Source organism: Polyangium jinanense, assembly GCF_028435365.1.
Window position 1 is genome coordinate 67,461 of record NZ_JAGTJJ010000018.1, and the last position, 20,755, is coordinate 88,215.

Annotated in this window: 14 protein-coding genes; 10 read left to right on the forward strand and 4 right to left on the reverse strand. The window is 68.2% G+C overall.

Going from position 1 to position 20,755, the window contains the following annotated elements; all coding sequences use genetic code 11:
* Nucleotides 1–9: 9 nt before the first annotated feature.
* From KEG57_RS26655 to KEG57_RS26665, 3 genes are all read right to left on the reverse strand, one after another.
* Nucleotides 10–900: a LolA family protein gene (locus KEG57_RS26655; RefSeq protein WP_272427156.1), complete on the reverse strand. Its 891-nt coding sequence runs from the start codon at nt 898–900 to the stop codon at nt 10–12.
* 378 nt (nt 901–1,278) lie between these two features.
* Nucleotides 1,279–3,108: an HTH domain-containing protein gene (locus tag KEG57_RS26660; RefSeq protein ID WP_272427153.1), complete on the reverse strand. Its 1,830-nt coding sequence runs from the start codon at nt 3,106–3,108 to the stop codon at nt 1,279–1,281.
* Nucleotides 3,109–3,399: 291 nt separating this feature from the next.
* Nucleotides 3,400–4,905, reverse strand: a complete 1,506-nt coding sequence (locus KEG57_RS26665) for a MopE-related protein (RefSeq protein WP_272427151.1) — start codon at nt 4,903–4,905, stop codon at nt 3,400–3,402.
* Nucleotides 4,906–5,021: 116 nt separating this feature from the next.
* Here KEG57_RS26665 and KEG57_RS26670 point away from each other — a divergent pair, with 116 nt between their 5' ends.
* The 3 genes from KEG57_RS26670 to KEG57_RS26680 all read left to right on the forward strand — a co-directional run bounded on the left by KEG57_RS26670 (nt 5,022) and on the right by KEG57_RS26680 (nt 8,323).
* A complete protein-coding gene (locus tag KEG57_RS26670) occupies nt 5,022–5,387 on the forward strand; it encodes a hypothetical protein (RefSeq protein WP_272427150.1) in 366 nt (121 codons plus the stop codon).
* Between the two features lie 345 nt (nt 5,388–5,732).
* Nucleotides 5,733–6,014 (forward strand): hypothetical protein, encoded by a 282-nt coding sequence (locus tag KEG57_RS26675; RefSeq protein WP_272427149.1) that lies wholly within the window; start codon nt 5,733–5,735, stop codon nt 6,012–6,014.
* Between the two features lie 83 nt (nt 6,015–6,097).
* Nucleotides 6,098–8,323, forward strand: coding sequence for an FG-GAP repeat domain-containing protein (locus KEG57_RS26680; RefSeq protein WP_272427147.1), 2,226 nt, complete (start codon nt 6,098–6,100; stop codon nt 8,321–8,323).
* An 86-nt stretch (nt 8,324–8,409) separates the two neighbouring features.
* Here the strand turns inward: KEG57_RS26680 and KEG57_RS26685 are convergent, their stop codons facing one another.
* Nucleotides 8,410–13,236, reverse strand: coding sequence for a DUF4215 domain-containing protein (locus tag KEG57_RS26685; RefSeq protein ID WP_272458886.1), 4,827 nt, complete (start codon nt 13,234–13,236; stop codon nt 8,410–8,412).
* A 160-nt stretch (nt 13,237–13,396) separates the two neighbouring features.
* Between KEG57_RS26685 and KEG57_RS26690 the strand changes: the two genes are divergently transcribed.
* The 7 genes from KEG57_RS26690 to KEG57_RS26720 all read left to right on the forward strand — a co-directional run bounded on the left by KEG57_RS26690 (nt 13,397) and on the right by KEG57_RS26720 (nt 20,740).
* Nucleotides 13,397–14,440, forward strand: a complete 1,044-nt coding sequence (locus KEG57_RS26690; RefSeq protein ID WP_272425356.1) for an FHA domain-containing protein — start codon at nt 13,397–13,399, stop codon at nt 14,438–14,440.
* A complete protein-coding gene (locus tag KEG57_RS26695) occupies nt 14,440–15,432 on the forward strand; it encodes an isopenicillin N synthase family dioxygenase (protein WP_272425355.1) in 993 nt (330 codons plus the stop codon). Before KEG57_RS26690 ends, KEG57_RS26695 begins: the two co-directional genes overlap by 1 nt.
* Nucleotides 15,433–15,588: 156 nt before the next feature.
* Nucleotides 15,589–16,380, forward strand: coding sequence for a creatininase family protein (locus tag KEG57_RS26700; RefSeq protein ID WP_272425354.1), 792 nt, complete (start codon nt 15,589–15,591; stop codon nt 16,378–16,380).
* A gap of 19 nt (nt 16,381–16,399) precedes the next feature.
* On the forward strand, nt 16,400–17,170 hold the full coding sequence (locus KEG57_RS26705; RefSeq protein ID WP_272425353.1) for a Phenylacetic acid catabolic protein: 771 nt from the start codon (nt 16,400–16,402) through the stop codon (nt 17,168–17,170).
* A 565-nt stretch (nt 17,171–17,735) separates the two neighbouring features.
* Nucleotides 17,736–18,173, forward strand: coding sequence for a hypothetical protein (locus tag KEG57_RS26710; RefSeq protein ID WP_272425352.1), 438 nt, complete (start codon nt 17,736–17,738; stop codon nt 18,171–18,173).
* 133 nt (nt 18,174–18,306) lie between these two features.
* The gene (locus KEG57_RS26715; RefSeq protein ID WP_272425351.1) at nt 18,307–19,878 is read left to right on the forward strand and encodes a carboxypeptidase-like regulatory domain-containing protein; all 1,572 of its coding nucleotides are present in this window, start codon (nt 18,307–18,309) and stop codon (nt 19,876–19,878) included.
* Nucleotides 19,879–19,987: 109 nt separating this feature from the next.
* Nucleotides 19,988–20,740, forward strand: a complete 753-nt coding sequence (locus KEG57_RS26720) for a YkgJ family cysteine cluster protein (protein ID WP_272458887.1) — start codon at nt 19,988–19,990, stop codon at nt 20,738–20,740.
* Nucleotides 20,741–20,755 lie beyond the last annotated feature (15 nt).

The window sequence follows — 20,755 nt, forward strand, 5'->3', positions numbered from 1 at the left end:
CCGCGTGGTCTACTTGTCGCAGGTGACGTAGAGCTTGCGCACGCCGCCGGGCTCGGTCTGCTGAAAGGCACCGGGCACGAGAGGCGGGTTCCACCGCGCTTCTTTGTACTGGAAGATCACGTCTTCCTCGGTGTGCGGGACGCGCATGCGGATCGAGCGCGGCAGCTCCGCGTCGCAGGCGCCGCCGATGGGCTGGATCGGGTCCTCGATGCCGTCGGGATCAACCCGCGGCGGCGCAGTGCGGGCGGCCTCGTGGTTCGAGAGCTCGGCCTGGTAGAGGTCGACGCCGCGCTGCGAGACGAGGACGGAGAGGACACGCACGCGCTGCTGAGACCAGGGTTTGTCCCAGTCCTCGGGCCGGATGCCGAGGTGAATCTCCTGCTGCGCGTCACGCGTGCTCGGCACGAGGACACGGTAAAACCCCTTGTCAGTGTCCCAGTTGATCGTGGGGGCGCCGGGCTGGTGCAGGAGGACGGGCGCCTCGCCGCGGAGGAGCGATACGAGCGCGTGCCCGGGGATGGGGACGCGGGTCATGCGCGCGAGGTTGCAGGGGCTCGCCGGGCCAAAGAGGAATTGCTTCTCCTTCACGTCGAGCATCTGGAAGCGTTCGCCGTCAGCCGTGAGGGTGTAGAGCATGGCCCCGAAGGGGCTGACCACGTCGAAACGGACGCGGTCGGGGTTCACGGCAAAGAGGTGGACCTCGCCGCGGACGCGGCCTTCAGGGGCGAAGCGGTCGATCTTGGCCTGGCCTTGGACGCCGTTGACGCACGCGTAGGTGGCCTTCATCCGGCCGAGCGCGTCGTCTCCCGTGGGAAAAACGGACGGAGGCGGACGCGTGCCGCACGCCGTGGCGAGGAGGGTGGCCGTGATGAGGGAAAACCGTGCGACGTGGGCGCGCATGCGGGCTGGACCGTTGCAGGAAAGTCCGAGCCCGTCAACGTGGCGGGGTTCCACAGCGTAGCGCCGGGGTTTCACCCCGGACCCCGACCAGGGGTTGTTCACCCCTGGACCCGAACCAGCGCAAGCGCTGGACCCGGGGTCGATGAACTGCGCGATGCGCAGTTCATCGAACAGGCCAGGTCAAGACCAGCGATGAGGAGCGCTGCTGTCTTGGCTGGCAAGATCGTGGAGGGTCTTGTCGCGGGCCCGTCCGAGAAACCGCGCATCGCGCGGTTTCTCGGCCCTCGGTCCAGGCCGTGCCTGGTCCGGGGTGAAGGGGGCGGACAGCCCCCTTCTGGGGTACGGGGCAAAGCCCCGCGACCGGCCCCCCACCCAGGGTCAGGAGGCGCGCAGCGCGTCGAGCAAATCGACGTCCGGAATCGCGATCGGCAGCCGCGCCCGGATCACCGCCACGTCGTTGTCCTCGCACAGACGCGCCACCGCGAGGCCGTCGTAGAGCGCGATCGGCGCCGTCCCCGGAACGGACGCTTCTTCCCGCGCGCCGGACAGCGTTTGCCCGGCCGTGAAGATCCATCCGACCGTGGCCGGCCCGTAGTGGTGGAGCGAGCCGCGCAGCTCCGTCACCCGCTCGCGACCGACCTCGCGGCCGTCGCGGCGGATCACGATCGCCACCCGGATCTCGTCGTTGCCCATGCGCAGGACGCCCGAGAAATGCGACTCACCGCCGGGCGCGCCGGCGCGGCGCACCGCGCGGAGCTGGCCGACGCCCATGCGCTCGAGCGCAAGGACGCAAACCTCGATGAACGCGTGGCCGGGCAGCTCGCCGAGCTTGCGGGCGAAGGCGCGGCGGGCCGCGTCGCGGTAGCGCTCCACCGCGGCGAGGGCCTCCTGCTCCAGGCGCGCGAGATCGCCGCCGAGCAGCCAGTCTGTCAGGGCCACGCGGCCGCCGGCGAAGCGGAAGCGCGGGCGCTGACCGGCCGCGATCCGGCGGGCGTTGTCGGCGCGCACGGCGGCGGCCACCTGCGACTGCACGAGCTGCGCGTCGCCCGAGAGGCGGCCGCGGCGCTGCGCCGTCTCGGCGATCTGCCGCAGGGACACGGCGCCGGCGTTGCGATCAAACGTCGACAGGATCGCGGCCACCGCGTCGGCGAGCTCGCGCCCGGCGAGATCGTCGAGCGCCGGATGACCTTCACCCGGGGTCAGCTCGATGACCTGCGGGCCGCGGTAGACGGCCTCGGTCGGCGCCACCTCGCGCACGATCTCGCGATCGCGGCCGATGTCCCGATCGCGGTCGCGGTCGCGGCCGATGTCGCGGTCCCGATCGCGGCCGACGTCGCGGTCGCGATCGCGATCACGTCCGTCGCGACGAACTTCGAACGCGGGCGTCGCCGTGTACGAGGGCAGCCCGCCACCGCTCGTGGGCAGGGCCTGGGCCTCGCCGTTCGTGCTGCGACCGCGGCGACGGCGGCGACGACGACGGCGGCCTTCTCCTCCGGGCTCGGCAGCGCCGCCACCGGCGCGCTCGTCGCCACCGCCGAGGATCGGCTGGTCGTCGTCTTCTTCCTCGTCGAACATCTCGGCGGCGCCGGCGGCGGCTTCCGCGCGCATCACGTCGTCGGGGCCGGCGGGGCCTGCGTCGATCTCGTCCTCTTCCTCCGCGCGTGCGTAGGATGGAGCCGAGGGACGGGGCATGGGCGGAGACAGCTTGGCGGGGACCGGGGACACGAGCGTCTCGTCGTCCTCATCGGCCTCTTCCTCGGCGGCGGGGGCGACCTCGGCGGGGGCGACGGGGGCGGCCGCGATCTCCTCGGGCGCCTCTTCCGTCTCGGCCTCCGCGGCCTCCGTCTCGGCCTCCGCCTCTTCTTCCTCGGCGACCTCCGGGGCGGCCTCTTCCTCGACCTCGTGCCGGGCGGCCTTGGCGGGCTCTTGCTTGCCGCCGCGCTTGCCCTTCTTGCCGTCGAGACCTGCGCGCAGCGTCTTCTCGTCCCACTCCCGCAGCGCGAAGACGCCGGGCTTGACCCGGATGAGCGGCGTGTCGGACGAGTCCTTCTTGAGCATCGCGGCGAGCCGGGCGCCCATCGTGACCTCGGGGCTCTTCCCGACGTGGCTGAGCAAGTTCTTCTCTATCGCGATATCGGTGATCTCTTTGTAGTGGAGCGGCCTGCCGACGAGGCGAAGCACCTCGGCCGCTGCATCGGTAAACGTCATCTTTTGTCCAGCCCTTCGGGCGCTCCCATCACTTGGGCGCTCCTCTTGGTGCGCGTCGCACGTGCCGTCCTAGTTTCGACGCCACGCGCTGGGCCTCTGCCCGCCACGACCGGGAAGCGCACATTCGCTCCCACTCGGCCGGACACGCTACTGAACAGCCGCATAACACGGGACGATCGACGAGTCAACCGCGGCAGCCCGAACGAACGTCCCGACCCGCACGAATACGACCCGTGCGAACACCCTGGACGGACTTTTTCCCGACGAACATGCGCCGCCCGCTTGCTACCGCTACGGCCGGTAGGTCTTCGGGGTCGCGAGCTTGCCCGGCAACCAGCGGAAAAAGTCGAGGATCGTGGACGAATCGAAGATGCCGTCCGACGAGTCCCACACGATGAACTCCACCGTCGCGATCTCGCCGGGAACGATCGGCGCCTCGGTGGTCAACCATCCCGTGCTCCCGCCGATGGAGCTCGGCGTGTTGTTGCAGGGCGAGTCGAAGTCGTCGTAGCCCGTGCCCGCGAGCTCGGATTTGCCCCCGGAGCAGAAATTGAAGCCCGGCGTGCCGAAGCAACCTGTCGGGCCGGCCACGCAACGATCGAAGAAATTCAGGTTCACGGAGCCGGGCGTGCCCTGGCCGTCGAACACCACGTTGCGGTTGTTCGCGATTCCCGACGCGTTCGTCTTCAACAGCACGACCCAGAGGTCGTTGAACGGCGAGCAGGCATACTCCGGGTACTCCGAGGACCAGTACGCATGATCAAACGCGAAACTGTTCGCGTTTGTAGGCGTACGCACCTGAATCTTGAGGTTGACCGGGTCGAACGCGGTGGACGCGTCGGGGACCGGGCATCCGGATTTGTTGGTCGGGAAGCCGGGGGGCGTGGCCGACTGCGTGTTGTTGTTCGTGCCGCCCTGCGGCGTGCCGAACTGGAAGTAAGGCTGGCTCGGCGTGGCCGCGAGGCCCGTCGAGAGGAAGACGAAGTTCTGGTTCGCCCGCGGGCCGAGCACGTTGCCCATCGAAGTGATGATCGCGTGCGACTGCGGAAACGGCGTGCCCGTGCCGTCCGCGAGCCGAAGCTCCGCAGAAATCACGCCCCAGCGCTTGTTCGCCCCGGTCGCATTCAGCGTCGTCGTCTGGCAAAGCTCGATCGACTTCGCGTAGTCGAGCGGATCCTGCGAGGTGTACGAAAGGCCCGTGCCGCATGCGATGTTCGGGTTGTCGCTCACGCCGTCGCAGTCGTCGTCCTTGCCGTTCGGGAACTCGAATGCGCCCGGGTTCACCAGCGGATCAGCGTCGTTGCAGTCGCCGTCGCAGACCGAGTAGCCATCCCCGTCGGCGTCCGGGCAGGGTCCGTCGGGCGTCACATCGACGGGGACGTCTTGCGGCACGTCCTCGGGCACATCGAGCGGAACATCCACCGGCACGTCTTCGGGCACGTCCTCGGGAACGTCTTCGGGCACGTCCTCGGGAACGTCTTCGGGAACGTCGATCAGCACATCCTCGATCACGTCGATCGGCACGTCCTCGATCACGTCGTTCGGCGCGTCCTCGACGATCTCCTCGATCACGTCGAACACGACATCCGGCGACACATCGGGCTCCGCGTCGGATCCGTCGGGCGAGACGTCGGGCTGCGCGTCTTCGTCGAGCGCGTCGGGGCCGGCGTCGTCTTCGTCCTCGTCCAGGGTGTCTTCGTCCTCGATGTCGGTGCGCGCGCCGCAGCCCGGCCCGAGCCAGACGGCCGGCGCGGCGAGCGCAACCAGAACGAGACCCCAGCGAAACGAAAAGCGCACGACCCAAGCCTCCCGAGAACACCCCCGGCGACGACACACACCGCCGCCGATCCGGAGAGTATCAGGAAACGCAGGAAACGTACGCCGTCCGCCTCGAACGGGAGTACGCTCGGGGGATGGAGCTCGGGCGGCTCCTCCAGGAGCTCATCCACGCCGCACGCAAAGCGGGTATCACCGTGCGCTCCGAGTCCTTCGACCCCTCGCTCTCCGACGGCGGCAAGAAGTGGCGCGGAGGGCTCTGTGTCATCCGCGGCAAACGGTTCATCCTCGTGGACGAACGCGCCCCGCTCGTCGACCGCATCGCCACCGTCGCCGCCTCGCTCGCCAGCGTCGACCTCGAGCACGTCTTCCTTCCCCCGATCGTCCGAGCGACCATCGGCGCTTACCAGCGCGAGTCCCCCGAGCGCCCCGTCCCGAATGCGACCGTCCCGCTGCCGCCCGTGCGCGCGCGGCTCCGCCGCCCCGACGACGAAGACCCCTGAATCCCACGCGGCGTCCACGCGCACGCTGAGCCAAAAGCGCCTCAATCGCCGGCGCGTGCAGGACGGCACGATCACGCTCCGGACCGCCGGGCGCGAAATCCACGGTCTCCGCGTCGCCACGATTGCGCGAAAAAGGAACGATTCCAGGATGGCACACGCGTTGCTCCGCAATGACGCGCGCCTCGGGCGCGTCGGGGGAGCTTGGGGGCCCGCCTCCTCCCGTACCCTTTTCGGGCCCAACGACGCTCTTCGCGCTTACTTCCCATGACGCAATCCCCTCCAAGGGTCACGCCTCCGCGGGCCACGCCAGCCCCCGAGAGACCCCATCGGCCCGATTCCACGCAGATGCCCACGCCCGGCGCGAACCGCCGTCCGCCGAGCGTGCCCCCGAGCGCCGAACCCGCGCGCACGAAGCGCCCCTCGTCGAGCGTGCCGCCACCCGCGCCCGGCCTCTCCGACGCCGCCGCCGCACTCTCCGGCGCCGCCGCCGCGCTCCATGATGCCGCCACCACGCTCGAAGGCGCGGCCGCCCGACTCGCGGCGATTCGACCCCGCGCGCGCACGAGCACGTTCTCGGGTACGACGCCCCCGGTTCCTGGCACACCGCCGGACCGCGATCGAACGTAGTGGACGTACTTTCGGCGTCTTGACGCGCACTTCCTTCCCCGTTCTCCTTCCGCCTCTTAGGAGGTCGGAAGATGCGGAGAACGATGAAGGCACTTGGAGCCATTCTGATCCTGGCCCTCGGAAGCGCGGCCGGTTGCAGCGGCGGAGGCACGGAGCCGACGGGTTCCGGCGCGAGCTCGGGCACGGCGGGCTCGGGGGGAATGGGTGGTGCCGGGGGCGGAACGGGCGGCGACGCTGGGACGGGCGGCGTGTTCGTGCCGGGATGCCCGTCCGGAATCGTCTGCGGCGCCGGCGATTGCTGCGCCGTGGGCTCGGAGTGCGTGATCGACGCCTGCCTGCCGGCCTGCGCCACGAACGTCCGTTGCGGCGCCGATCTCTCCGTTTGCTGCGGGCAAGGCGAGGTCTGCGTGGCGGACAAATGCGAGCAACCCGGCGGCAATTGCCTCGACTGGGCCGATTGCGCCGAGGGCGAGTTCTGCGAATCGACGCTCGGCGTGTGCTTGCCGCAGCCGCCCCCGGGCTCCGCGACCTGCGAATACAAGCCGCCGCCCGGCCCGCTCACGCCGGTGCTCGAATGGTCCTGGACGGAGAGTCCCATCTTCCCGGAGTTCCGCCAGGTCATCAACATGCCCGTCGTCGTCGACCTGGAGAACGACGGCACCCCGGACGTGGTGATCGTGACGTCCAACAACTTCAACGCAAGCCAGACGGCCTACCTGCGCGCCTTGAATGGCAAGGACGGCGTCGAGAAATGGGACGCGAACGTGGACGTGTACGCCGACGCGAACCGCGTGCAGCCGCGCGTGACGCCGGCGGCGGCGGACATCGACGGCGACGGGTTCGTGGAAATCGTGACCGGCAAGGCGGGCGGCGGGCTCATCGCGTTCGAGCACGACGGCAAGGTCAAGTGGACGTCCAAGCAAACGGACGGCACCACGGCCTGGAACGTCGGCCTCGACTCGGCCACGGTGGCGATCGCGGACCTCGAGGGCGACGGCAAACCCGAAATCGTCGTCGGCGGCGCGGTCTTCGATGCGGCGGGCGTCCTCCGATTCAACGGCGGCGCGTTCTTCGGGGCAAACACCGGCACCTACGGCGCCGTCAGCATCATCGCCGACCTCGACGGCGTGATGCCGCAGGAAATCGTGGGCGGCAAGAAAGCGCTCCGGGCCGACGGCACCACGTACTGGGAGCAAGCCGCGCTCGTCGACGGTTATCCCGCCATTGCGGATCTCGACCTCGATGGCAAGCCCGAGCTCGTCGTCATCGCGCAAGGCACCGTGCGCGTCCAGAACCCGACGACCGGCGCGGTCATCGCCACCGTCGCGATGCCCGGGACCGGCCTCGGCGGCCCTCCGACCATCGCCGATTTCGACGCCGACGGCTTGCCCGAGATCGCCGCGGCGAACGGCACGGCGTACTCCGTCTTCGAGTTCGAGGCCGGCGAGACGGCTACGCTGTCCGTGAAATGGCAAAAGACGACGCAGGACGGCTCGTCGAACCGCACGGGATCGAGCGTCTTCGATTTCCAGGGCGACGGCGCGGCCGAGGTCGTCTACAACGACGAATGCTATTTCCGCGTCTATGACGGCGCGACCGGGGATACGCTCTACGAGGAAAAGAACCCGTCGGCGACCATTCACGAGTACCCGGTCGTCGTGGACGTCGACGGCGACAACAACACCGAGGTCGTGCTCGCGGCGAACGACCTCAATAGCCAGAACAGCTGCCCCTACGGCATGAACGGCCTGCGGCACGGCGTCTACGTCTACGGCGACGCGGGCGACAACTGGGTCCGGACGCGCAAGATCTGGAACCAGCACGCCTATCACCTCACGAACGTGAACGCGAACGGCAGCGTGCCCTCCCCCGAGCCCGCGAGCTGGATCGGCCCCTTCGGCCTCAACAACTACCGCCAGTCGAACCAGGGCGCCGGCGTCTTCAATGCGCCCGACCTGCAGGTCAGCCTCGAAGCGTCGCTCGCCCCCTGCACGGACGGCTTCGTGGATCTCCGGGCGTTCGTGCAAAACAAGGGCACGAACGGCGTCCCGCCCGGCGTGAAGGTGAGGTTTTACCGAGGCGATGGCCCGAGCGGCACGTTCATCGGCGAGGCGACCACCACGAAGGCGCTCCTGCCCGGCCAGTACGAGCTCGTCACCGTGCAATACAAGCTGATGCCGAGCGACATCGTCATGTCGTTCTACGTCGAGGTCGACAAGGACGAGGGCGGGCAGAGCGGCCTGAACGAGTGCCTCGAGGACAACAACGGCACCACGCTCGGCGGCGTCGAGTGCGACAGCGCGAACTGATATCCCCTGCCTGAAATGAAAAGGGCGGACCCGCGTGGGCCCGCCCTTTTCATTTCAACGCGGGCCCTCTCCGGGCCCGCGCCTTTTCACGCGACCTTGCGCCGCCGCCCGAGCACAAGGCCGAGCGCGCCGAGCACCACGAGGAGCGATCCCGCGTGGCCCTCATCCGCACCAGGCGCCGTCCGGCAGCCGCAGCCGCCGTCGTCGGTCACGCCGCCGCCCGCGCCGGCCGAACCGCCATCGCCGCCGGCGCCACCGTCGCCGCCCGCGCCGCCTGCGCCGCCGGCACCACCCGCGCCGCCTGCGCCGCCTGCGCCGCCGCCTGCGCCGCCGCCGCCGCCCGCGCCGCCCTGGCCCTCATCGGCGCACGACGCGCTGCAACCGTCGCCGTCCGCCTGATTGCCGTCGTCGCACTCCTCGACGCCCGATTGCGCGAACCCGTCGCCGCAGCTCGCGTTCTCGCACGTCGACAGGCACGTGTCCGTGTCCTCGTCATTGCCGTCATCGCACGCCTCGCCCGCCTGCACCACGCCGTCGCCGCACGTCGGCAACGAGCAGTCGTTCTTGCAGCCGTCCGTGTCGTCCTGGTTGCCGTCGTCGCAGGCCTCGACGCCGTCCTCGACGAACCCGTCGCCGCAGCTCGCCTTCTTGCAACCCGAAACGCAACCGTCGGTGTCGTTCGTGTTTGCGTCGTCGCATTGCTCGACGCCCGATTGCACGAACCCGTCGCCGCAGCTCGCCGAGAGGCACGTGCCGAGGCACGCGTCCGTGTTCGACATGTTGCCGTCGTCGCAGGCCTCGCCCGGCCCGACGATGCCATCGCCGCAGCCCGGCAGCGAGCAATTGTTCCGGCAGGCGTCGTCATCGACCATGTTGCCATCGTCGCAGGCCTCGACGCCCGATTGCACGAAGCCGTCCCCGCAGCTCGCCGCCTTGCAGCCGACGAGGCACGCGTCCGTATCGTTCGCATTGCCATCGTCGCAAGGCTCGACGCCCATCTGGACGAACCCGTCGCCGCAGGTCGCCTGCACGCACTGATTCAGGCACGCGTCCGTGTTGCTCGCGTTGCCGTCGTCGCATTGCTCCACGCCGGCCTGCAAGAAGCCGTCGCCGCAGCTCGCCTGCACGCAGGTGCTCAGGCATGCGTCCGTGTTCGAAACGTTGCCGTCGTCGCATTGCTCGACGCCGGTCTGCGTTTGCCCGTCGCCGCACTTCGCGGTGACGCACGTGTTCAAGCACGCGTCGTTGCTGCTCTGGTTGCCGTCGTCGCACTGCTCGAAGCCCGCGCGGACGACGCCGTCGCCGCACTTCGCTTGCACGCAGGAGTTCAGACAGGCATCCGTGTTCACCATGTTGCCGTCGTCGCACTGCTCGACGCCCGTCTGCACGTACCCGTCGCCGCATTTCGCGGTCGTGCACGAGTTCAGGCAGCCGTCGTCGTTGTTCATGTTGCCGTCGTCGCACTGCTCGACGCCCATTTGCACGACGCCGTCGCCGCACTTCGGGGCCTGGCACGTGCTCAGGCAGGCATCATTGTCGTTCTGGTTGCCGTCGTCGCACGTCTCGACGCCGGCCTGCACGTAGCCGTCACCGCAACCGGCGTTCTTGCAGCCCATGACGCAGGCGTCGGTGTTCATCATGTTCCCGTCGTCGCACTGCTCGACGCCGGTCTGCACGTAGCCGTCGCCGCAGCTCGGATTCGTGCAGGCGTTCAGGCAAGCGTCGTTGTTCGACGTGTTCCCGTCGTCGCATTGCTCGCCTGCCTGCACGTAACCGTCGCCGCAGGCCGCGGGCTTGCAGGTGTTCGTGCACACGTCGATGTTCGACATGTTCCCGTCGTCGCATTGCTCGACGCCGGCCTGCACGTAGCCGTCGCCGCAGGCCGCGGTCTTGCAGCCCATGACGCAGCCGTCGGTGTTCGACGCGTTCCCGTCGTCGCATTGCTCGACGCCCGTTCGGACGAACCCATCGCCGCAGGCCGCCGCCATGCACGTCGCGAGACAGGCGTCGTTGTTCGACGCGTTTCCGTCGTCGCATTGCTCCGGCCCGTTCGTCAGGCCGTCGCCGCAATACGGTCCGGGGCCCGAGCAGTCGGCCTTGCACTTGCCGTATTGCCCGTTCGCCACCCCGTCGTCGCACATCTCGCCCGCGCCGAGCGCCCCGTCGCCGCAGACCGAGGCGGGCGCGTATTCGTAGGCGCCCATGTCGAACTCGGCGCCATTCAGGCCGTCACCGTTGAGCGGCCGGATCGTGCCCTCGATGTCCTTGTTCGGCGCGCCCATCGCCGTGCCCACGTCGATGCAGAAGCTCGACGGCTGGAGCTTCAGGTTCGTCGGCGCCCCGACATAGAGCGGGTTCGTGCTGATGCAGCCCGTCCCCGCCGTCACGCTCGAGTAATTCGTCGAGTTCCCCCACACGTTGGAATACGTGACGCCGGCGGTCGTCGTGCCCTGCCCCGTCTGCCGGTACACGCCCGTCGAATTGTTCGTCACGATCGAGTTCTTGACGTTCAACGTCGCGCTCGACCCCGTCGCCGCGTACACGCTGGCTGCGGTGCCGTTCCCGTTCATCGTCGCGTTTGTCACGTTCACCGTGACGGACGAGGAGTTCGACGTGTCCACCCGTACGCCGTCGTACGAGTTGTTCCGGACAATCGCATTCGTGAGCGAACCGCTGCCCTTCTGGACGAAGTAGGCGCCGTAATAGTTCGTGTGCAGCGTGATACCGTCGATCGCTTGCGTCCCATCCGGGATCCACAGGCCGTAAAACGCCTCCGTGATCACCGCGTTCGACAGCACGTTCCCCGTCGACGACGCGAACAGATGCACGCCCCACCATTGCGCCGTGCCCGTCGACGACGACTCCAGCAGCACCGGCTGCGCGGTCGTCCCGCCGGCCTTCAGCGTGCCCTTCACGAGCAGCTCGACCTCCGTCGTGTCGGTCCCCGCCCCCATCGCGTCCGTCGTCGCGAACCGCACCACGACGCCGGGCTCGATCGTCAACGTCACCCCGGGCGCCACCGTCAGATCGCCCGTCGCCGAATACGGCGAGCCCGCCAGGTTCAGCGTCGTATTCGTCCACAAGGTTCCGAGCAGCCCGCTCGTCGGGTCACTCGTGTACGGCAGCGCGCCGATGTCACCGCCCATCTCACCGGCGAAGCGGCACGGCGAGTTCGACGTGATCCGCAGGTTCGACGGCGCCGACGTATACAGCGGGTTGCTGCTGAACGCCCCCGTCCCCGCCGTCACGCTCGAATAATTCGTCGAGTTCCCCCACACGTTGGAATACGTGACCACGGCGTTCGTCGCGCCCTGCCCCGTCTGCCGGTACACGCCCGTCGAATTGTTCGTCACGATCGAGTTCTTGACGTTCAACGTCGCGCTCGACCCCGTCGCCGCGTACACGCTGGCTGCGGTGCCGTTCCCGTTCATCGTCGTGTTCGTCACGTTCACCGTGACGGTCGAGGAGTTCGACGTGTCCACTCGCACGCCGTCGTACGAGTTGTTCCGGACAATCGAATTCGTGAGCGAACCGCTGCCCTTCTGGACGAAGTAGGCGCCGTAATAGTTCGTGTGCAGCGTGATACCGTCGATCGCTTGCGTCCCGTCCGGGATCCACAGGCCGTAAAACGCCTCCGTGATCACCGCGTTCGACAGCACGTTCCCCGTCGACGACGCGAACAGATGCACGCCCCACCATTGCGCCGTGCCCGTCGACGACGACTCCAGCAGCACCGGCTGCGCGACCGTCCCGCCGGCCTTCAGCGTGCCCTTCACGAGCAGTTCCACTTCCGTCGTGTCGGCCCCCGCCCCCATCGCGTCCGTCGTCGCGAACCGCACCACGACGCCGGGCTCGATCGTCAACGTCACCCCGGGCGCCACCGTCAGATCGCCCGTCGCCGAATACGGCGACCCCGCCAGGTTCAGCGTCGTATTCGTCCACAAGGTTCCGAGCAGCCCGCTCGTCGGGTCACTCGTGTACGGCAGCGCGCCGATGTCACCGCCCATCTCACCGGCGAAGCGGCACGGCGAGTTCGACGTGATTCGCAGGTTCGACGGCGCCGACGTATACAGCGGGTTGCTGCTGAACGCCCCCGTCCCCGCCGTCACGCTCGAATAATTCGTCGAGTTCCCCCACACGTTGGAATACGTGACCACGGCGTTCGTCGTGCCCTGCCCCGTCTGCCGGTACACGCCCGTCGAATTGTTCGTCACGATCGAGTTCTTGACGTTCAACGTCGCGCTCGACCCCGTCGCCGCGTACACGCTGGCTGCGGTGCCGTTCCCGTTCATCGTCGTGTTCGTCACGTCCACCGTGACGGTCGAGGAGTTCGACGTGTCCACCCGCACGCCGTCGTACGAGTTGTTGCGGATGATGGCGTCGACCAGGCTCCCGCTGCCCTTGTTGAGGAAATAGACGCCGTAATAGTTCGTGTGCGCCGTGAGGCCGTTCAACGTGAGCGCGCCGTCGCTCACGCGGATGCCGTACGACGCGTTCTGCACGACGAGCCCCGTCGTCGTCAAGACGGCCCCGGCCGTGTCGACGACAACGCCGTACCACTGCGCCGTACCCGTCGTCGTGGACCGAAAGTTCACCGGGTTCGCCGCGGTCCCCTGCACCTCCAGCGTGCCGCGGATCGTCATCTCGACTTCGGTGGAGTCGATGCCCGTCATCAGGCCGTCGGTCGTGGCGAACTGCACTTCGACGCCGGCCTGGATCGTGAGCTTCGAGCTCGCAGGGACGATGATGTCTCCCTGCACGAGGTAGGGGCTTCCGGCCACGGTCCACGTCTGGTTGACGATGTTGCCGCCCGGGATCGTCGTCGCGGCCTGGGCGGCGCGTGGACACGCGAGCAAAATCACGGCCCATAAAAGGGCGATCAAGGGAAATACGAGCGCTATCGGGCGCTTCATGACTGGCTCCTCGCAGGAACGTTCGCGCGGGCGCGGGGCACTTTCCCCCTCCAGCCCGACGGTCCCGCGACGCTACCCCAAGCAGTTCTCCGACTCAACGACCTCCATCGATCCCCGACTTGCCTCCGGGCCGCTTCCGTGCCCCAATGATCTTGAAGCGATGCGCGCAGAAGACGACGAGGAGCCCGGGGAAGAGACGGGCACATTTGGTCCCCTTTTCGACAACCGCGGCACGATGGCCGTTCTCGCCGCGTCCGACGAAAACCTCCCCGCGCCGCCGCCCCGCGCCGCGTTCCTCGTCGCCTACGACCGGCTCGCCGAGCTCGCCTCCGCGGCGCGAAAGCCCTCGTTCGCCGTCGCGCTCGTCGACCCTCGCGCGCGCCTCGTCGGCGCCGTCCTCTGCGAGGCGGGCTCGCCGCTCACCATCGGCCGGCACACGAAATGCCGCTTGCAAGTGCCCTCGTCCGCGATCTCGCTGCGCCACATGGCCGGGCTCGTGCTCGCCGACGGCGGCGCGCCGAAGCTGCAGGTCTGGGACCTCAACACGAAGCTCCCGTTCCGCGCCGAAGACGGGCAGGAAAGCGGCGCGCTCTCCTCCGACGGCCCCACGTATCTCTCGATCGGCGCATACGCGCTCTGGTTCTTGCCATGCTCGCCGGCCGTCCCGTGGCCCGCGCGCGCGGGCGACGCGTGGACCTCGATGCCGCCGCGTACGTTCGTCGATCGACGCGCCCCGACCGCGGCCGACAAACGCGCCGGCGTCGACGCATTGCCCCCGCCGCGCCTCCGCGGCGGCCCGTATCGAGGCCTCGAGGAGCCCTCGCGTGTCACCACGCAGGCCTCGCCGCTCCTGCTCGGCGACGACGAGGAGCCCGAGATCGCCTGGGGCACGATCCGCCTGCAGGCCGGCATGGCGAAGGCGAAGCGGCGCGTCTCGGCGGAGCGGCTCGAACAAGGCCTGCTCATCGGCCGCTACGAGCGCTGTGGCCTCTCGCTCGGCGAGATCGACAGAAACGTCTCCCGCGTGCATTTTCTCCTCGTCCGCATCGGCGCCGACGTCTGGGCGATCGACACGGGCAGCACGAACGGCGTGCGCCGGAACGGCCGCGCGATCGAGGCCGAGGTGCTGGCCGACGTGGATCGCCTGGAGTTCGGCTCGCGCATGATCCTCGACTGGCAGCGGCTCGAGCATCCGGAGGCGTGATGACCGAAGGCATCTCCGCCGTCCCGATCGTGGACCTCGATCCGCTCGTGCGAGGTGGCCCAGACAAACTCATCGCGGCGCGGGCGATCGACCAGGCTTGCCGCGGCTCGGGGTTCTTTTACGTCGTGGGCCACGGCGTGGACGAGGCCCTCGCAGCGCGCCTCGACGCGCTCTGCCGGTCGTTTTTCGCGCAGGATCTCGATCGCAAGATGGAGATCCGCATGGAGAAGGCGGGCCGCGCGTGGCGGGGGTATTTCCCTGTCGGCGGCGAGCTCACCTCGGGCAAACCCGACCTCAAAGAGGGCATTTATTTCGGCGCCGAGCACGGAGGCGACCACCCGCGCGTCCGCGCCCGCGTCCCCCTGCACGGGACAAACCTCTTCCCCGACCTCCCCGGGTTCCGCGAGGCTGTGCTCGCGTGGATGGCCGAAATGACCCGCCTCGGGCACGTCATCCTCGAAGGAATGGCCCTCGGCCTCGGCCTGCCCGCTTCGTATTTCGCGGATCGTGTCGCGGCGGATCCCACGATCCTCTTCCGGGCCTTCCATTACCCGCCTCCGGAGGGCGACGCCGAGAGCTGGGGCGTCGGGGAGCATACCGATTACGGGCTCCTCACGATCCTGCGGCAGGACGACGCCGGGGGATTGCAGGTGAAATCGGGCGGCCGCTGGATCGAGGCGCCGCCCGTGCCCGGATCCTTCGTATGCAACATCGGCGACATGCTCGATCGAATGACGGGCGGGCTTTATCGATCCACGCCGCACCGGGTCCACAATCGCTCGGGGAGAAACCGGCTCAGCTTGCCGTTTTTCTTCGATCCAGGCTGGGACGCGGAGATCCAGGCGATCGATACGAGCCGTGCGGACGGCCGAGCGGACGAGCGGTGGGACCGGCAAAACGTGCACGAATTTCGAGGAACCTACGGGCAATGGCTCCTCGGCAAGGTCGCGAAGGTTTTCCCGGATCTCGGGCACGCGGCGGGTGTGACATGAAATTCTTCTCGCCTCGCCCCGATTTCCAGAGCTTCCCGGCCCCCCTCGCGGCGAACGCAGAATGCAAGCAAGAGGCCAGGACCGTAAAATTCCGCGTCCTCTCGCGATGTCCCAGCGTTCGTGCTATCCGGTAGGGCCTTCGAGAACCACGACCGCATGCGCGCCCGACGCCCTCACATCGCGGAACTCACGACCCAGACCCTGCAATCCCTGCTCACGGGTCCCACGCCGCCCGTCGTGCTCGTCCCGGTCGGCTCCGTCGAGCCGCACGGCCCGCACCTGCCTCTCGGGACGGACACGATGATCGGCGACGCAGTGGCCGATCGCGCCGTTTCTTTGCTCGAAGCGCGAGGGACGGTCGCCCTGATCGGGCCGAGTGTGCCTTATGGAGTCACGCGTTTCGCCGAGGGTTTCGCCGGCGCCGTCACGGTCACGGAGGAGGCGCTCCGTGCGTTTCTGCGCGCCGTGATCGAGGGATATCTGAAAGCCGGGTTTTGCCATGTTTGCCTGGTTTCCAATCACCTCGAGCCCGCGCACGACGCCGCGGTGAGGGCATCGATCGAAGGGCTGCCCGCGGGAAGCGCCTCCGTGGCCTCGCCGCTCTCGCGCCGCTGGGCGCGCACGCTGTCGGCGGAGTTCAAGAGCGGCGCCTGTCATGCGGGGCGGTACGAGACGTCCATCCTGCTCGCGGCTGCCCCGGACACGGTCGACGAGGCCCGCATGGCGGAGCTCCCTGCGCTCGGAATCAGCCTCTCGGACGGTATCCGTCAGGGCAAGACGAGCTTTCTCGCCATGGGGATCACGGACGCGTATACGGGCGCGCCTGCCGAGGCCACGGCCGAGGAGGGGCGCGATTCGATCGAGCGCCTGGCGACGATGGTCGTCGGCGAAGTGGAAGACGGTCTCGCCGCGAAGGCCCTCGGGGGCGAAGCTTCGCGGAGTCCATGAAGTACCAATAGGGGGGGAAATGACGAAAGCACAGGAGTCCGGCGGCGACGACCGCTGGCAGCGGACGCTCGTCCAGATGATGCAGGGGCAGGCTTACCGCGAGCTCGCCGCGGCGCACCTTTTCGGCCACGGCCTGCAATTCGTCCCGGAGATGCGCTGGCGCAAGCTCTTCACCTGGCACATCCGCGAGGAGCTCGAGCACTACGAGGCCGTGGCGCGCATGTACCAGGATTTCACGGGCGAGAGCGTCGAGCCCGTCGTGAATGCGCGCCTCGCCGAGCGCCCCGTGCCCCTCGCCGCGAGCTTCTACGAGCTCGCGATGGCGCAGTTCCTTTACGACCGCGGCGGCTTCTGGCAGCTCCGCGAGTACGAGGAATGCAGCTTCGAGCCATACCGCAAGGTGGTCCGCAAGATCGTCGAGGAGGAGCGTGGACACCAGGCGCTCGGCGAGCGGCTCGTCGTGGAATTGACGCGCACGGGGCGATACGACGCGGACAAACAGATGATTTTCGAGCGATGGCTCAGGCAGGGGCTCCTCTCGTTTGGCCGGCCGGGCAGCGAGGGGGCGCGATACGCCATCACGATGGGGCTGAAAAAGCGTGATCCCGCGGAGGTGATGCAGGACTTCCTCGACGACATCACCTCGGCGATGCGCCTGTGCGGCCTCGTGCTCCCGCCGCTCGCCACGCTCGGGATCGAGGGTCCGGAGAAGGTGCACGCGCCTCCGCCGTCGGGGCCCGTGAGCGCCATGCCGCGGACCGAACGCAGCGCGGGCCAGCCCCCGGTCTAGCCTCTCCGGCGACGACGGCGGCGCGAATCCGCTGCCATTCCCGATTTGCGCGATTCCGCGCACCGAATACCACAATACCATTCGCCCGCGGCATGCGAATGCCTCCACCGAGGACGGCGTGCGGCCGCGCAAAACCCGATTCTCTCGGCGTACCCGCGCGGGGCCGGGTTCCAGCGCAACGTCGGGCTCCTCCACCGCATCATCCTTTGCGTGCTCGGACCCGTCCTCTTGCCGTTCGAGATCGTCTCCGCTCTGGCGGCGATGGTGTTCGTCGGCCGTCCGGCATCGCGTGTCGTCGCATTCGTGGGTACGTCCACGCGCGTGGCCCCGAATGCGACGTCGAATGGAGAGGTGGTAACAAAAATCTCCAGTGCGGCTTGCTTGTCCGAGGTCGCTTGGTAACACTTAATGCATAGGAGCTGCTGACGAGAAGGCGCTCCTGAATGACGCAGTTCGCTTCGGATCGGAGCGCCCCGCGGAGATGCATTGCGCAGCTCCTCGAAGGCGAGCCAAGTAGCAATAGCTAACGACACACCTGCTTCGATACGGGGGAAAGAAACACACCATGAAGAAGCTGCTTTCGTTTGCGTTCGCCGCCGCGATGATCGCGCCCTCCAGCGCCGCCATGGCCCTCTCGGAGGGAGCCGCGTTCGAGGTCTACGTCAACGACGACTTCGCGGGGACGATTTATCCCTACCTTTACAAGGACGCGGGGAAGGCGTGCCTCTACGTGTCCGAGTGGTACAACCAGGGCTACCTCATCAGCGAAGAGTGCGACCTGCTCGAGCGCAAGACGAAGGGCTACCTGAGCTGCCTCGGCAACAGCTACATCAACTTCCCGACCACGGTCGCGAGCGACGTGTATTGCCGCGGCTTCAATGACTGGGGCCTCTCGCTCCAGATCGAGTACATGCACGTCGGCGAGCACTACGACGGGTTCGCGGGCGTCGTGAAGTACGCGGGTTACCCGTACGTCAACACGATCGAGGCCTGGGAGTACTGATATCGCGGTAGGGCCGGCATTCCGGCCTGACGTGGCGAACCACGGGCGCCGCCGCTCACCCCGGCGGCGCCCGTTTCTCTCGGCCATGACCTGAAATCATCCTTTTGCCCGACAGGCGATGTCGAGGAGCACGATGCACCTGCCCACGAACCAGAAAAAGCCTTTCTTTCGCTCCCCTGCCGGATGGGCCACGCTCGGGACCGTGCCGGTCCTCGCCCTCGGCGCTTTCCTTCTCTGGCCTTCCGCTTCGCAAAGCCACGCCGCCGACGCGCTCGACGCGTCGCCCGACGTTCGCGCGAAATACGTCAATCGTGGCCTCTTCCGCTCCGGGGACGAGGAGCCGGGTGATGTAGAGGCGAGGGCGATCACCGGCCGCGTCTATTCAATCGACGGACAGCCCCTCGCAGGCGTGCAGGTCTCGGCCACGAGCTTCGCCATCGCCGGCAACCTCCCGACGACCGCCGCCTCGCTCGAGACCGACGCCGAGGGCCGCTTCGAGATGCGCCTGCCCGACGGCAGCTACCAGCTCGTCGCGAACAAGAGCGGATACGGGCCCTCGTTCGTGCCCGCGCAGACCGGCGAGAGCGTGAGCCTCGTGATGACGAAGAGCGGTATCGTCCGGGGCCGCGTGCTCGACGCCGATCGGGCGCCGATGCAACGTTTCGTGGTCGACGTGCTCACCGCCGCACCCGATAGCTTCGCCGCACCCATGCCGCTCTGGTCCAAGCGATTCGAGGTGACCGACGGCACGTTCGAGGTCGACCAGCTCCCGGCCTGGCCCGTCGTCATTCGCGCGACCGCGGTCGACCACGCCCCGGCCTTCTCGAACGCCATCTACATCGAAAAGCCGGGCGACACGCGCGAGGTCGAGCTCGTCCTCGGCGAGGGCTGCGTCCTCGAAGGGACGGTGAAAGACGGCGCCGGGCGCCCGCTCGTGGACGTCTTCATCGACGCCGAGGCGCGCTTCGCCGGCGGCGTGAGCGAGGTCTCGATGGAGGCTGCGAGCCGCGCCGAGAGCGACGAGAATGGCCATTTCCGCATCGAGCACGCCCCCTCGGGCAAGGTCGTCATCCGCGGCTACGACGGCGAGCACGCGCCGAGCACGGTCGTCGTCGAAATGACCGATTGCAAGCTCGCCAAACCGCTCGAGCTCGTCATGTCGGACGGCGGCAGCATCACCGGCGTGGCGCGCAAGGGCGACGGCACCCCGCTCCCCGGCGCGCGCCTCACGCTCATGCAGCGCGCGATCGGCTTCGTCAACGTGATCGCCGACGAGGAGGGGCAATTCCGGTTCGATTCGATCCCGCCGGGCAATACGCGCCTCGAGCTCCTCCATGGCAATCAGCGCACGTCGACCTCGGTGCGCGTCGAGGAAGGGGGCGTCACGGAGCGCGACATCACGATTCACCCGACGGGCCAGGGCGAGATTCGCGGCCGGATCACGGCGGGCGGCACGCCCCTCGTGGGCGTCCAGGTCCTCGTCGCGGCGAACCGCGGTCGCGAGCAGGGGCTCGACATCCGGTATCCCGTGACGGACAAGGACGGCGTTTACAAGCTCGCGGGGCTCCCCGAAGGCCATTACGCCGTGAACGTGGTCACGTCCGCGAAGACCGAGGGTGTCCAGGTCGAGACGGGCCAGGTCGCCGTCCTGGACCTCGATATCGCCGAGCCGCAGAAGAGAAGCGCGCGCGAAGAAGTGGAATGAACGGAAAGGCGCAGCGCGGGCGAAGGCGGCTCGTCGTCGCTCTCGCCCGCTGCGCGTGTGCGATCCAGCCGGTCCGTGATAGGCTGCGTGCCTCGCCATGCCGGAACCCTTGAAAAACAGGTTTACCTTCGAGCTCGGCACGCCCGAGGGCACGCTGCGCGCAAACCTCGCCATCCCCGCCGAACCGATGCGACTGTCGGACCTCTCGCGGCTGGTGATGCCGCTCGACGAGCAGATCGTCGCCCTCGGCGTCAAGAAACACCTGCCGACCCTCGGGGCGGTCTCGTGCAAGAAGGGCTGTGATTCCTGCTGTTACCAGCTCGTGCCCATCTCGCCGCCCGAGGCGTTCATGATCCACGACCTCGTCGCGGCGATGCCCGAGGCGCGGCAGGAGGAGGTGCTCACGCGGGTCGTCGACGCCGAGGCGACGCTCGAATCATTCGGCCTCGACGAGGCTGCGTTCGCGGAGATGTCGAACGACAACGAGCTGCGCAAGCTCCTCATCGCGTGGCATCAGCAGGGCGTCGCTTGTCCGTTCCTCGAAAACGGGGCGTGCACGGCGTACGCCTCGCGCCCCTCGGGGTGCCGCGAGTATCTCGTGACGTCGCCGGCGGAGAACTGCTCGAAGCTCGGCGAGGCCACGGTGCGAAGGCTGCCGGTCTCGATTCGCATGTCGCTCGCGCTCTCGCGCGTGGCCGCCCGCCTGCTCGGCGGCGATCCCACGATCTTCCCGCTCACGCTGGCCATTGCCTGGGCCGAGGCGCACGAGGAAGAAAGTCAGCGCCGATTCGACGGCTTCATGCTGGTGAACATGCTGCTGGAGGAGCTATCCGGGGGCAAACCGGCGGACAAACCGTCCTGAACGAGGTTCGTCCGA

Coding starts and splice junctions, on each gene's coding strand:
- KEG57_RS26690 (WP_272425356.1), top strand. CDS start 13,397: ATGCGCGCAGAAGACGACGAGGAGCCCGGGGAAGAGACGGGCACATTT.
- KEG57_RS26660 (WP_272427153.1), bottom strand. CDS start 3,108: ATGACGTTTACCGATGCAGCGGCCGAGGTGCTTCGCCTCGTCGGCAGG.
- KEG57_RS26710 (WP_272425352.1), top strand. CDS start 17,736: ATGAAGAAGCTGCTTTCGTTTGCGTTCGCCGCCGCGATGATCGCGCCC.
- KEG57_RS26670 (WP_272427150.1), top strand. CDS start 5,022: ATGGAGCTCGGGCGGCTCCTCCAGGAGCTCATCCACGCCGCACGCAAA.
- KEG57_RS26675 (WP_272427149.1), top strand. CDS start 5,733: ATGCCCACGCCCGGCGCGAACCGCCGTCCGCCGAGCGTGCCCCCGAGC.
- KEG57_RS26715 (WP_272425351.1), top strand. CDS start 18,307: ATGCACCTGCCCACGAACCAGAAAAAGCCTTTCTTTCGCTCCCCTGCC.
- KEG57_RS26685 (WP_272458886.1), bottom strand. CDS start 13,236: ATGAAGCGCCCGATAGCGCTCGTATTTCCCTTGATCGCCCTTTTATGG.
- KEG57_RS26655 (WP_272427156.1), bottom strand. CDS start 900: ATGCGCGCCCACGTCGCACGGTTTTCCCTCATCACGGCCACCCTCCTC.
- KEG57_RS26700 (WP_272425354.1), top strand. CDS start 15,589: ATGCGCGCCCGACGCCCTCACATCGCGGAACTCACGACCCAGACCCTG.
- KEG57_RS26680 (WP_272427147.1), top strand. CDS start 6,098: ATGAAGGCACTTGGAGCCATTCTGATCCTGGCCCTCGGAAGCGCGGCC.
- KEG57_RS26705 (WP_272425353.1), top strand. CDS start 16,400: ATGACGAAAGCACAGGAGTCCGGCGGCGACGACCGCTGGCAGCGGACG.
- KEG57_RS26695 (WP_272425355.1), top strand. CDS start 14,440: ATGACCGAAGGCATCTCCGCCGTCCCGATCGTGGACCTCGATCCGCTC.